The following is a 13,934-nucleotide window of genomic DNA, read 5'->3' as shown; positions in this document are numbered from 1 at the left end:
TTTGTTGAGTTAAATTGCTCTGTTTTGATTCAATATTTATTTTTGCTATGGTAGTTGGAAATAAGTCTATGGGCGTATGAAAGGCTTGTTTTTTTAGTTATGAAAAATAATTAACAATACTAAATTCTCAATATTATAAAAACGATAATTAACTATAAGGGCAGAAACTATGAGTAATAGTGCTAAAAATAAAAGAAAGCATATCATCGATAACTCTGAAGACCTAAAAGATAAAATTACTGAGTCTATTGATGATTTTAAGCTACGGGCTGAGCTGTTGGTCGCCAATTTAAAAGAAGGCGGCGATGATGGCTATGATCATTCGACAAGCACTGCCGGTGAAAAAGGGCTTAAATCGGGTAAAGTTTCAGAGCTGACGGTTATTGCACCTCTGAAAGAGGGCGGTGCTGAGCGTTTAAGAAAAGTTTTGGAAATCGCTGGTGGTAATTTAGAAGGGGCAACGCGAGTTGGTACGCTACACGACTTACGCTTTGTATTTTTAGATGATGACACTAGAGTGTTGTTTTGTACCGCTTATGATGGCGATTGGGACCCTTATATCGACGACTTTGCGACCAAAATTCCTGAGCTAATGGATATCTTGTTTGGTAGTGTCAAAGGCTGGCCTGGTATTAAAGACCCCAGTGTTAAGCAATTTATTTTAGACCATCAAATTACAGCAGCCGGTTGGTATGTCGGTGTACCACATCTAACCATTCAAGATATCCGCCGCCAAGATCGTATTGTCAAAGGTATCAATAAAGCCTTAGACGAAGCACAGTCTTAACGTCAGCTGTGAACCAGTATGCTGTTATTAATAAGCAGCTATAGATAAGCTGCTATCTATATCACCCTTTTAAAATGGGCTGGGTGAGATAGTTAGTTCAATATAAAAGAGATACAGCGGGGCTGGAATAAATTTTTTGTAGCCTCTGTCGGCGTAGGCACAGCAAGCAAGAAAAATTTGTACCAGTCACGCAGCATAGTATCGTGTATCTATTTTATTCAGTATCAGCTATATAGAGAATAAGGGCGGCATAAATCAATATAACTATAAAAATAGGTTGAATAATGAGTACAAATACTTCTAATAATGATAAGAAAAACGACAGCACTCAAAGCAATGACCACCAAAATAACCCTCAGCAAGAAAATAAATCTAACAATAGTTTGGGGGATAAACTGCATGACTTAAAAGATGAGTTTGGCAATCGTATCGAGGACAGTAAGTTTGAATCTTGGTTACAAGATATCAAAAAAGAAGTCGGTGATGGTATTGAAACATTGACTCATAAAGCGCGCGGGGTGTTCAATCCTAATTTAGTGAGCATGGAATTAGAAGACATCCAATCCATTATTTTACGAGATCGTCCGACGCCTTATTTTGGGACGGTCGTTGCGCTTAAAATTAATAATGCTAAAGTTGGGCGACAAATGCTCGCGCAAGTTTTGGCTGATGTCACTGGTAGTAAAGAATGGCATAAAGATATGGAAGCCACGCTATCTGTGGTCATGACTTATGCCGGTCTAGAGGCGTTGGATGTACCGCAATCCTCGTTAGATAGCTTTCCAGACTCTTTTAAAGCAGGTATGGCAGGACGGGCTGATAAACTGCGTGATAATGGCGTGAACGCACCACAAAATTGGGCAGCACCGTTTGGTGAACAAGGCGATGTTCATGTTTGCGCAGCCATCATCGCAGATAGCAAAGACAAATGGCAAGTAAAGCTTAGCGAGCTAAAAGACAATATTAAGTCACATATCAATAAAGACGATCCTGCCAGTGGTGACATTGAAATCCTAATGGAGCATGATTTTGGCTCTGATAATAATGTCAAAAATGTCTTTGGTTATCGTGATGGTATTAGTAATCCAGAAATCAAAGGCAGCGGTATTCAGACACCACCAAGCAACACGGATGACGCCATTGCAGCGGGCGAGTTTGTACTGGGCTATAAAGGTGAAGCGGGTACGATACCGCCTATGCCGCAGCCTGAAGTTTTGGGTAAAAACGGCTCGTTTATGGTATTAAGGGCTTATAACAGTCATGTTGCCGCTTTTAATAAATTTTTAAAAGACAACAGCGCAAGTGATGAAGCAGCTGAGTTACTGGGCGCGAAAATGTGGGGGCGTTGGCGTTCAGGTGCACCTTTAGTATTGTCGCCTGATTATGATGATGAGGCGCTGGGCGATGACCCAAACCGGAATAATGATTTTGGCTATAAAGACGACCCATATGGCAAAAAATGCCCGTTTGGTGCGCATACTAGACGTATGAACCCACGAGACAGCAAGGACTTTATTTTATCTGATGTGCGTATCCACCGAATTGTCAGACGTAGTGTGGGCTTCGGTGAGGTGTTACCAGCTGATGTCACCGAAGAGGATGGCAAAGAGCGTGGCTTGTTCTTTATTGGTATCAATGCCCATGCTATGGAAACGGTTGAATTTTTGCAATCTCAATGGATCAATGATGGTAACTTTATGAGTTTAGGCGAAGAAAAAGACCCTATGCTTGGCGTCCATCATGGCGATAAAGACGCGGCTGCCGATACTTTTACCGTTCCTGCCGAGCCAATTCGTCAGCGCTATCATGGTATCGAAACCTTTAATACCTTGTACGGTGGTGAATATTTATTTATCCCAAGTTTGTCGGCGTTGAAATGGATTAGTGAATTATCCTAAAAAAAAAAATAATAAAAAATGCATATCTACTTATAAAAAAGGGCGAAAAAACCATGTTAAAGAAACTATTTAAACCTAAATATGTGCCATACGATAATAAGTATATTCAGTTATCAGAGCAGGATGAGCGTAATATTCGTACCATTACTGACGATATTAAAAACTATATTGCTAAAAGTGATGAAGCTAGTGGCATCGACTATCATACCCGCGATGCCCATGCCAAAGGTTATTGCGCACTGAAAGCGAAATTTGAGATTTTGGACAATATTCCTGCCGAGTATGCCCAAGGTTTTTATGCCACATCAGGTATTCATGATGCGGTTATTCGCTTCTCCAATGGCGCCTCTCGCGTGTCAGCCGATCGAGAACTTGGCTTAGCACAAGGTCTAGCCATTAAGGTGTTCGACGTACCCGGTGAGAAATTAGCGCCTGGTGAAGAGGATAGCCCTAATTTTGACTTTAACTTAATCAATCATCCGGTATTCTTTTGCAATAGAATCGAAGACTACGCTTATATCTCTAAGCTATTTTTAGAGATACCTAAATATGCTAAACAAGGCGCAGTCGGCAAAGCAAAATTAGCGTTTAACTGGTTGACCAACTATGGCTCAACTCTGCCAAGCAAAGAGTCATTAAAAACCTTTAAAGCATTGGGCGGGTTTACGACAATTGAGCCAAAAAATACTTTGCTTTATGATTTCCATTCGCAAGGCGTGGTACGTCATGGCGACTATATGGCTAAAATAAGAGTGACACCGACAACGGCATCGGCTAAAAAGATCACCCGTCGCGAAGTAGATATCGCTGCCAAAGAAGAAGCGATTGGTCCGCTGATTATCGATGAGATACGTGAGCACGATTATCAGTTTGAGGTGCAGATCCAGCTTTGTCGTAACCTTAAAAAGCAGCCGATTGAAGAGCTCACTACTGAATGGAAAGCGTCTGATACGCCTTTTGTGACAGTGGCAACGCTCACGATTCCTTGTCAAGATGTACCTGATGATGGCAATTTTGAGGTTATGGAAAACCTATCTTTTACGCCATTTCGTTGTTTAGAAGAAAACCGTCCGATTGGCAATCTACAGCAATCGCGATTAAAAGCTTATCAGATAGCCTCAGAGACACGCCATAAACTCAATGACGTCAAACGCCAAGAGCCTAAAAGTCTAAAAGAAACCTTTGATAAATCATTTTTTTAAATAGATGTTCAGGATTTTGTATTGACTAGGGTGTTTCAGTTCTACATATATAGTTAAAATACTTTAAAAACGCTACGATACTGCGGGTATAGTTTTTTTGCAGCCTCTGTCTGCGTAGGCACAGCAAGCAAGGAAAAACTATACCAGCAGTACGTGATGTATCGATTTTACTTTTCACTGACTATATATCAAACGCTGAAGTTTGATCAGCCGTATATTGTCTATGACGTTAAGGGTTTTGGCATTTCTTTATTTAAAATAAACACCAATACCGCCCCTAAAATCACCACGCTTGCGATAACGAACGGTAGTGTCAATGGCTCAGATAAAAACACCATACCTAAGACAGCCGCTAACACAGGTACGCATAGCTGGACGACTGCCGCTTGGGTGCTTTTTAATAAGGGTAGTGCCATATACCAAATACTGTAACCGAGTCCAGAAGTTAAGGCTCCTGAAGCGGAAGCTAGTAATAGCCCTTCAATCCTGATGCTGTTGAGCTCATTCATGCCTAATAATAACAGTATAGGGATAACGGTTAGGCTTTTTATAAAGTTAAAGCCTGTAGCTCGTAATGGCGATATGCACGCTTTACCACGGATGCTATAAACACCCCAAGCAGCACCGCTTATTGCCATCATTAACGCGCCAAATAAAGAGGGTGTGGTAGCTGATGGCAACATCAAGTAGATAAAACCTGCGAAAGCTATCAATAGAGCTGTCCATTGCAGAGTATTTAAATGCTCTTTATTATAAATCCCCCAGCCAATCATCGTCAGCTGCACCGCTGAAAATAAAATAAGTGCGCCAGTTCCAGTATCAAGCTCTAGGTAAGCCACTGAAAGACACAGCGCATAAATCACTAAGCTTATGCTACTAAGCCAACTGCCTTTATCGTTTAAAATAGTGTCAGCAATACTGCCGTTTTGTTTTAAAGCGGTCTTTTTTAAATAGTGCGCCTGCATCGCCATGATAAGTCCGAGGCATGCTGCACCACTTAATAATCGAATCGCTGTGAAGTTCCAAGCATCAATATAGCCTTCTGCTAATGCCATCCTACAAAGCAATGAGTTGGCGGCAAACGCTATTAAAGCTGTCGTCGTGTACAAGATGACTTTCAAAATAAATCCTACAATCATTCATAGAGTTTTTGTGCTTAATTATCAATAATAGCCTAAGTATGGTTATTTAATTAAAAACGTTTACTCCAAAGCTCTTAACTCTAGCCACTTTACTACCTGTCGAACTCGTTCATCTCTATCACCGGCAATATATCGAAAAGGCTTTTGGTGGGTGTGTAGCTGACTGGCAAAATAAGCACTTATCTCTTCACGCTGATGTGGGCTATCACGCAAATCATCAGCGACCCACGGGATATCCACCTCGGTCAATAGTATCAAATCATAATGGTGCGCCAATGCTGCTTTGGTAAGCGCTTCAGGACAATCGCCATAATACCAATTGGCATAAATCATCAGCTCAAACAGGCTGGTATCACAGAATAAATAGTGGGCGTTATCTGGTGTTTGGGCGGCTTGTTCGGCGAGCTTATTCTCTAACTCAATCTGACCTTGGGCGATAGGTAATAAATCATCCCAGGTACAAGTAAGTTGCTGTTTATCCCATTTCGCTTGCAAGTACGTACGCATATATTCTGGCACCCAAGGAGACCCAAAGTGCGCTGCTAAATCGCGGCACAAGGTGGTCTTACCCGTACTCTCTGCCCCCAGTATAGCGACGTTAATGACGGATTTAGGCGTATGCTGCTTTAGGTTGCATACGGTAGCGTCGTTGCCATTCATAATATGCCCAAATTGCGATGAGAGTGAAGACGACGTATTGTAGCGCGGTAAAGGTTAAACCTTTATAAAAGTATAGCGGTACGGAGATAGCATCGGCGATGATCCATAATAGCCAGTGTTCAATCTTGCGCCGCGCCATCAGCCACATTGCCATCAAAAACAGCGCTGTAGTCAGCATGTCGGTATAATCCACCCAGGTAAATAAATGCAGACCTAATACGGCACCATCAAAGCTAAAGTTATTATTAATCACCGGTCTAAAATAATAGATCAACGCCACAAAAGCCGCAGTTGTAGTGGCCAGTAATGCCAATATAGGCAGGTCTTTTTTGCTTAAATGTTCCACTTCAATGGTATTTTGAGTATTATTATTTTCTGAGCCGCTATCATGCTGCTGGCTGGTTGGGTTTATATGATCTTGATACTGTGTGCGCTCTTTATTCTGCGTCCAGTTGATCCAACCATAGATGCTCATGACCGTGTAATAAGCGTTGATGAACATATCACCAAACAGCTGCCACTTCCACAGCAAGTAGACAAATATAGCAGTACTTACCAGTCCGACAGGAAAGACCAAGATATTGGTTCTGCTGGCGAGCATGACACTAGTAACCCCAAATACAACCGCCATCAATTCAAGCACTATAAATAGTGTGGGGTAGTCGGCGTATTGTCCAAATAACCAATTAAGAAGTTCTACCATTAGCATTACCAAATATGAGCGTTTATTATGTTTCGTTGATTTTGAGATTTCTAATAGATCAGGGCAAGTATCGTTGATAGCAGGTTATTACAATCGTCTCACTTTTACTCTGAACCGACTATCGTTTAAATTGCGCTAATTATAGCGCAGCTGTCGTAAAATAAAGCCAATCTTTACCTATTCCTGATAAGAAGCTGATTATTTGTAACAAAGTATTAGAAAAATAATAATATTCAGGCATAATAAAGGCACTGATTTTAAGTTTACAGTTATTCACTGAAATCAAACAACTGTTGTTTTTCACCTTTATGCTTATCCCAAGCCTTATATTGTAGTAGACAAGGAAGCTTATCATGACGACTTGTATCACAGGCACCGGCCTGTATATTCCCCCTTATAGCATCAGTAATGAAGAGCTAGTAGAGTCATTTAACCAGTATGTTGATAATTATAATACCAAACATGCCGACGACATCGAAGCAGGAACGGTTACCGCGCTTGAGCCTTCATCAGCAGCGTTTATCGAAAAAGTATCTGGTATTAAATCACGTTATGTGATGGAAAAAGACGGTATTTTAGACCCTGAAATCATGGCACCCGTGATTGCTTATCGTAATTTGGGCGAAGAGCTGTCTATCATGGCTGAGATGGGTGCTGCCGCGCTTAAAGACGCACTGGCAGACGCTGGACTTGAGGCCAATGATTTGGATGGTATCATCCTTGCCTGCTCAAACTTTCAGCGTACTTACCCTGCGGTTTCGATCGAGATTCAAAATGAGATCGGTATGGTGGGCGGCTTTGCTTATGATATGAACGTCGCTTGTAGTGCCGCGACTTTCGGTTTATCGCAAGCGCATGGCTCTATCGTTTCTGGCCTTGCTAAGCGCGTCGCTGTGGTCAACGTTGAGATTACCTCAGCGCATCTAAACTGGCGTAACCGTGACAGCCACTTTATTTTTGGTGACGTCGCCACTGCTTCTATCGTCGAAGATTTAGATACGCCAAGAGGCTATGAGATTTTGAATTCGAAGCTGTTCACTCAGTTTTCGACCAACATCAAAAACGAATATGGCTTTATGGATCGCTCAGAGTTCCTAGCAGCACAGACAGAGATGTATCCAGACCTTAAAGAGCCTGTGACTGATAAGCTGTTTTTACAAAATGGCCGTAAAGTATTCCGTGAGGTTTGCCCGAAGGTTTCAGAGGTTATCTCTGAGCATTTGCAAGAAAACGACATAGCAACGTCTGATGTGAAAATGATGTGGCTACACCAAGCTAATGCCAACATGCTGGATCTAATTTTGCGTACGGTTATCGGTAAAGAAGCAGACAAATCGATTGTCCCAAGCGTCATTGCAGAGTTTGCCAATACTAGCTCAGCCAGTCCGATGATTGTATTCCATCGCTATAAAGATGAGCTTGCCTCCGGTGATTTGGGCGTGATTTGCTCATTTGGCGCCGGTTATTCAATTGGATCAGTATTGGTTCGTAAAGTTTAGTTTTTTAAACCTTACCCTAAAGCTGTCATTATTATCAAAATAGCCAAGAACACTCTTGGCTATTTTTTTGTTTTCAATTTTTAAGCAGAGTTTATTTTTCCACCCAAACTATAAGAAAAAAGCGCCAATATCATAGAAACAACAAAAATGTTTGTCCATATATTGGCAAGATTGCTGAGAGGTTTTAATTTCATAGTAAAAATTTGCTATAATCACGGTCTTATTTCAATTATTCAATTAAAAGTCCTTTTATGAAAGAATCCTTACGACTGCGTTTAGACCAGATGGTAGACCGTTATGAAGAGGTCACCGCCTTATTATCAGACCCGAGTGTCATCAGCGATAATAATAAATTTCGTGAACTGTCCGTTGAGCACAGCGATTTGATGGAAATCACTACTTTATGGCAAAACTATGTGCGCGCAGAGACGGATCAAGCGGATGCAGAAGCGATGCTAGCTGATGCGACAGATCCTGACATGAAAGAGATGATGCAGGATGAAATCGAGAGCGCACATGATACCATTGTCGAAATGGAAGAGGCACTCAACGTCATGATGCTGCCAAAAGATCCCAATGATAAAGTACCAGCATTCTTGGAGATTAGAGCGGGAACGGGCGGTGATGAGGCGGCGATTTTCTCGGGTGATCTGTTCCGTATGTATCAAAAGTATGCCCAAAACCAAGGCTGGACGGTAGATATCCTGTCAGCCAATGAAGGCGAGCATGGCGGCTATAAAGAAATTATTACTCGTGTATCTGGTAATAGTGTTTATGGTCGCTTAAAGTTTGAGTCTGGTGCTCACCGCGTACAGCGGGTCCCTGAAACCGAAAGCCAAGGCCGTGTCCATACCTCAGCTTGTACCGTTGCGGTCATGCCAGAGGTTGAGATTGATGATACGGTCGATATCAATCCTGCCGATATTAAAATGGATACCTTTCGCTCAAGTGGCGCCGGTGGTCAGCACGTTAACACCACCGACTCAGCTGTACGCTTAACACATATTCCAACGGGTACCGTGGTAGAGTGTCAACAAGAACGCAGCCAGCACAAAAACCGCGCCCATGCGATGAAAATGTTGGTCTCCAAAATTCAACAAGTCAAGGTACAAGCGCAGGTCGATGTAGCGGATTCAATACGTCGCGACTTGGTCGGCAGTGGCGATCGCTCAGAGCGTATTCGCACTTATAACTTCCCGCAAGGACGTATGACCGACCATCGTATTAACCTGACTTTATACAAGCTTGATTCTATTATGGAAGGTGACTTGGATGAAATCCTTGATGCGCTGTTACGTGAACATCAGGCAGACTTGATGGCCAGTATTGGCGGCGGTGATTGATATAAGTGTTGTTATTTTCTTCAGTATGAAAAATATAACAGAGTTGTTCAGCTTTATTTTAAATGCTTTATTTGAATTTTTTATTTTAAGTTTATAGTTTTCGTTAATTCCATTAATTACCTAATAAGTTTGAGAGTGTTATGTCAAAGCCCAATAATCAAAATCAGAACCAAGAGCAAGTTCCAGAAGACGCTAATGAGCTGATTGCACAATTACAAGCTAAGCTAGATGATATCACTGCTTCAGGTAAACAGCCTTATCCCAACACCTTTAAACGCACCGACTATGCCCAAGATTTGCAAACTGCTTTTGAGGGGATCTCAAAACAAGAAATCGCTGACAATGATGCTAAAGGCGAGAAAACACAGGTCAATGTCGCTGGTCGGGTGATGCTCAACCGTGGTGCATTTATTGTTATCCAAGATATGACAGGCCGTATCCAATTATATGTGGCACGTAAAGAGCTTGATGATGAGACGCGTGCGAGTATTAAGTCACTAGATTTAGGTGATATCGTTGGTGTGTCAGGCTATATCGGTCGCTCAGGAAAAGGCGATTTGTATGTGCATATTGAAGAGTTTCATCTACTAACTAAAGCGCTACGTCCAATGCCAAATAAGTTTCATGGCCTAGCCGACGTGGAAGCGCGCTATCGCAATCGTCATCTTGATTTGATGACCAATGAAACAACCCGCGATACGTTTATGATTCGCAGCCAAGTGGTCAGCGGTATTCGCAAGTTTATGTTGAACGAACGTTTCATGGAAGTTGAAACGCCAATGATGCATCCTATCCCAGGTGGTGCGGTGGCACGTCCATTTGAGACCCATCATAATGCGCTAGATATGCCGTTGTATCTGCGTATCGCCCCTGAGCTTTATCTCAAACGCTTAGTCGTTGGTGGTTTTGAAAAAGTATTTGAGATTAACCGTAGTTTCCGCAATGAAGGTGTGTCAACCCGTCACAACCCTGAGTTCACCATGATTGAGTTTTATCAAGCTTATGCTGATTATCATGATTTGATGAATTTGACTGAGCGTTTGTTTAATGAATTAGCGTTGGATATTTTGGGTACGACTGAGATTACTTATCAAGAAGAAGCTATCAGCTTAAAAGCACCATTTATACGCCTATCTATGTCTGATGCCATTGCAAAATATGCTGAAAACTTCGATATGGCACGTATCAATGACCGTGAATACCTAGCAGAGTATGCATCGACGACGCTTAAGCAACAAGTAAAAGACGTGTTTGGTGTGGGTAAATTGCAGACTATTATCTTTGAAGAAACCGCTGAGCATCAATTACGTCAGCCAACCTTTATTACTGAATATCCAGCTGAAACCTCACCACTCGCACGTCGTAGCGATGACAATCCTGAGATTACCGATCGTTTCGAGCTATTTATCGGTGGTCGTGAATTGGCCAATGGCTTTAGTGAGCTCAATGATCCAGCGGATCAGGCAGAACGCTTCCGTGGGCAAGTTGCTGAAAAAGATGCTGGTGATGATGAAGCCATGCATTTTGATGAAGAGTATATAGAAGCGTTATCTTACGGCTTGCCGCCGACAGCAGGAGAGGGTATTGGTATTGACCGTTTGGTTATGTTGTTTACCGACTCTGCCAGTATTCGTGATGTGATTTTATTTCCACACATGCGCCGTAAACTAGAGAGTTAAAGCGAGCTGCTTGCCATACATCCCTGCTGGCACTAAACTGAACATAAGAAGGCCATTTACACTTAACGGCTTAGACTCATGAGGTTTTATGGGTATTTAATAGATACTTAATGGATAGGGATACTATGGACACTCAGCAAGCATCACCCTCACTTTGGCAGCAGATGGTTCAGCAAAGTTTTTTGTCTTTGTATGAGTTACCAGAAGATAAGAGAAGTAACCCTGAGCATTTTCAGGGTTATGATTTTGTTTTTGAGTTTTCTAATGCCATTATTTATCTGATCGTCAATGATGTGGTGATGCAAGCGGATAAGGAAAAAATAGACAGTACTCAAATTCGTGAGTGGAGAAAAGAGACTGTCAACCAACTCATCAAGCATCATGCCCAGCTTTATCTAAAAAATGATAAATCGATGGCGGATAATAAAATCTCAACCGATAAAGAGGTATATTTTATCGGTTTGACGTCACTGTCTATCAAGCATCAAGGTGATGCTCCAGAAGTATTGCCTTATACGGTCGGTTATGAATATGGCAGTCAGTTTTTTGCCGAAGACTGTGTGCTAGATTTGGATGATGAGCAAAGTGTTTTACAAATATTTAGCCGTCAAAACTTTATTGAGATAATAGAACAGTTGGTGACGCCGAGTGATTTGACGGCATTTTTAGCGTTTCATCGCCGTCAATTGACAGGGTTTGAGACGTTCCAAGACGAGTCGACGTTGCTTATCCAGTTTTTACAGTCACCTGACTTTCATCAAAGAGCGATTAGGGTACAAGAGCAATTGATCGATAATGAGTTAATCGATCAGATTGAGCTACGCTTGCTCAAAGCGGCAGAGCCTGATCAGGCAGTACTTGCCAAAGCACTCATGGCTGAGATTCAAAAAAACACTCGGATGTGGTACAAGCTATTTAACAGTTTGATCAAAAGTTATTATGAAGCAGGTCAACCACTACCAAAAGTGCAGGTCGATATTTTGGTAGATGAGTCAATGTATACCTACGCTTGTTTGGTTGAAAAAATCCTAGCTTATAAAACCATGGACCAAGATTCTCGCTGGAATGGTTATGTTTGTCATGAGCATTCTTATAATGTGTTTGGACGCCACTATCTCATGGTGTTTTATGCGCAGGATGAAAATAGCCCACTTAGCACAGACAAGGTACGTGCTTCTCATCAAGATTTATTGTTAGAACTTAACGCCCAGATGCAGGATCCCGTAATGGATGACTTGTTTTTGATCGGTGTGGAGTTTAGACCTTGCGACGATAGCGTAAATACTGAGGTGCATCTGGATGCTTTTTATCAGAATGGCTCGCTTATAGATGTAAACACCCAGCGTTTATACGAACAGCTGGCGCAACTTAAAGCCCAGTTATAATCAACTCTATATAAAACGCATACGGTAAGGCTCGCTTAGTCTACTATTTGTAGGACGCTCACTCGCCTTTCTTATATTCAAACTATATTGAACCGGCTACATAATCCAAATCTAATATAGATCGCTGATCTGATGCTTTACCTATATTTGTATTTTTCATATTGGCATTTACTATGACGCAGCAATATCAAGTTTTAGCGCGCAAATACCGTCCCAGAAACTTTCACGAGTTGATTGGGCAAACGCACGTCTCACAGGCGTTGATTAATGCGATTGACTATAATCGTCTGCATCATGCTTATCTGTTTACGGGTACGCGCGGTGTGGGTAAGACCACGATTGCGCGTATTTTGTCCAAATGTTTGAACTGCGATACTGGAATAACCAGTACGCCTTGCGGTGTGTGTGATAACTGCGTGGCCATCGATCAAGGTCGTTTTATCGACTTGATTGAGATTGATGCAGCCTCTCGTACCAAGGTTGAAGACACACGCGAGCTACTAGATAACGTGCCTTACGCGCCAAGCCAAGGGCGTTATAAAGTCTACCTGATTGATGAAGTGCATATGCTATCAACGCACAGCTTTAATGCGCTACTCAAGACGCTAGAAGAGCCGCCTGAGCATGTTAAGTTTTTACTCGCTACTACTGATCCACAAAAACTGCCCATTACTATCATCTCGCGCTGTTTGCAGTTCGTGCTACGTCCGCTGCCGCAAACATTACTCAGCGAGCATTTGGCAAACATCCTTACCCAAGAGCAAGTAGATTATACGCAGCCTGCACTTTGGCAGTTGGCCAGTGCGGCAAAAGGCTCAGTACGCGATGCTTTATCATTGACCGATCAGGCTATCGCCTTTGGTCAAGGTGCGTTGGATGATGTTACTGTCAACGCTATGCTTGGTCTCATTGATGCTGCTGATTTGGTCAGTCTAATTACCGATATCTACAATCATGATAAATCTGCCGTCGCTGCTCATATTGAACAGATGCGCGCCCAAATGGTTGACGCGACCAGCATGTTTGATGGACTGGCTGAATTACTACACCAGTTAGCATTAACTCAGTTGCTACCTGAAGTCGCTCTTAATGTAAATGAGGCGCAGGCACAAGATATTAATACGCTTGCCCAGCATATTAGCCCCGATATATTGCAGCTCTACTATGAGATTGTGGTACAAGCGCGCGAAGGCGTTAAACTTGCTAGTACACCGATGCAAGCGCTAGAGATGTGTATTTTACGCTTATTAGCGTTCCGCCCATTGCCTGTCGATGAAGTGTTAAGTAGTCATTCTATTGGATCTGCATCAGCTTCAGAAACGCCTGTTATAGAAGGTGGTAGTGCTACCTCAGATAATGACAATGTTGATAATGATAGGGTTGATAATGATAGGGTTGATAATGATAGGGTTGATAATGATAGGGTTGATAATGATAGGGTTGAAAACATTACAAATGTTACATCGCTTTCGAATGCACATTTAGCTTCAGTGCCACCATTACAATCTTACGATGTTGATTATCAACAACAGGGTAATGATGAGCAGCTGGGCGTAAGTCAAGAATATGAGTCGGAGGTTTTAAGCAATAGCGTTACTCCTGAACCTGTTGTTGAGCCTGAACCTGTTGTTGAGCC

11 protein-coding genes are annotated in these 13,934 nt (G+C 42.1%); 8 read left to right on the top strand and 3 right to left on the bottom strand.

Going from position 1 to position 13,934, the window contains the following annotated elements; translation table 11 throughout:
- The first annotated feature begins 169 nt into the window (after positions 1–169).
- The 3 genes from ACT3TU_RS06545 to ACT3TU_RS06535 all read left to right on the top strand — a co-directional run bounded on the left by ACT3TU_RS06545 (position 170) and on the right by ACT3TU_RS06535 (position 3,887).
- Entirely contained in the window at positions 170–787 is a 618-nt protein-coding gene (locus ACT3TU_RS06545) for a hypothetical protein (RefSeq protein ID WP_225735144.1), read from the top strand.
- Positions 788–1,071: 284 nt separating this feature from the next.
- Positions 1,072–2,685: a Dyp-type peroxidase gene (locus ACT3TU_RS06540; RefSeq protein WP_225735145.1), complete on the top strand. Its 1,614-nt coding sequence runs from the start codon at positions 1,072–1,074 to the stop codon at positions 2,683–2,685.
- Positions 2,686–2,738: 53 nt separating this feature from the next.
- Positions 2,739–3,887: a catalase family protein gene (locus ACT3TU_RS06535; RefSeq protein ID WP_192522420.1), complete on the top strand. Its 1,149-nt coding sequence runs from the start codon at positions 2,739–2,741 to the stop codon at positions 3,885–3,887.
- Between the two features lie 221 nt (positions 3,888–4,108).
- On the opposite strand, the gene ACT3TU_RS06530 is transcribed toward ACT3TU_RS06535, so the two are convergent.
- The 3 genes from ACT3TU_RS06530 to pnuC all read right to left on the bottom strand — a co-directional run bounded on the left by ACT3TU_RS06530 (position 4,109) and on the right by pnuC (position 6,392).
- Complete coding sequence (locus ACT3TU_RS06530) at positions 4,109–5,008, bottom strand: DMT family transporter (protein WP_192522421.1); 900 nt, start codon at positions 5,006–5,008, stop codon at positions 4,109–4,111.
- Between the two features lie 81 nt (positions 5,009–5,089).
- Positions 5,090–5,689 carry an AAA family ATPase gene (locus tag ACT3TU_RS06525; protein ID WP_192522422.1) on the bottom strand — a complete coding sequence of 200 codons (600 nt, stop codon included), beginning with the start codon at positions 5,687–5,689 and terminating at the stop codon, positions 5,090–5,092.
- Entirely contained in the window at positions 5,640–6,392 is a 753-nt protein-coding gene (pnuC, locus tag ACT3TU_RS06520; RefSeq protein ID WP_192522423.1) for a nicotinamide riboside transporter PnuC, read from the bottom strand. The genes ACT3TU_RS06525 and pnuC overlap by 50 nt, the downstream gene beginning before the upstream one ends.
- A gap of 353 nt (positions 6,393–6,745) precedes the next feature.
- On the opposite strand from pnuC, the gene ACT3TU_RS06515 reads away from it, so the two are divergent.
- The 5 genes from ACT3TU_RS06515 to dnaX form a co-directional block, all read left to right on the top strand.
- On the top strand, positions 6,746–7,891 hold the full coding sequence (locus ACT3TU_RS06515) for a beta-ketoacyl-ACP synthase III (protein WP_192522424.1): 1,146 nt from the start codon (positions 6,746–6,748) through the stop codon (positions 7,889–7,891).
- Between the two features lie 251 nt (positions 7,892–8,142).
- On the top strand, positions 8,143–9,234 hold the full coding sequence (gene prfA, locus ACT3TU_RS06510; RefSeq protein WP_192522425.1) for a peptide chain release factor 1: 1,092 nt from the start codon (positions 8,143–8,145) through the stop codon (positions 9,232–9,234).
- Between the two features lie 140 nt (positions 9,235–9,374).
- On the top strand, positions 9,375–10,913 hold the full coding sequence (lysS, locus tag ACT3TU_RS06505; RefSeq protein WP_192522426.1) for a lysine--tRNA ligase: 1,539 nt from the start codon (positions 9,375–9,377) through the stop codon (positions 10,911–10,913).
- A gap of 125 nt (positions 10,914–11,038) precedes the next feature.
- On the top strand, positions 11,039–12,298 hold the full coding sequence (locus ACT3TU_RS06500; protein ID WP_192522427.1) for a hypothetical protein: 1,260 nt from the start codon (positions 11,039–11,041) through the stop codon (positions 12,296–12,298).
- Positions 12,299–12,471: 173 nt separating this feature from the next.
- Positions 12,472–13,934 (top strand): DNA polymerase III subunit gamma/tau (gene dnaX, locus ACT3TU_RS06495; RefSeq protein ID WP_444784181.1); only part of this gene is annotated, 1,463 nt, incomplete at its 3' end.

The organism is Psychrobacter sp. AOP3-A1-26 (assembly GCF_052378235.1).
Taxonomy (GTDB): Bacteria; Pseudomonadota; Gammaproteobacteria; order Pseudomonadales; family Moraxellaceae; genus Psychrobacter.
The sequence above is the reverse complement of the archived record's forward strand: the minus strand, read 5'-3'. Positions and strand labels throughout refer to the sequence as shown.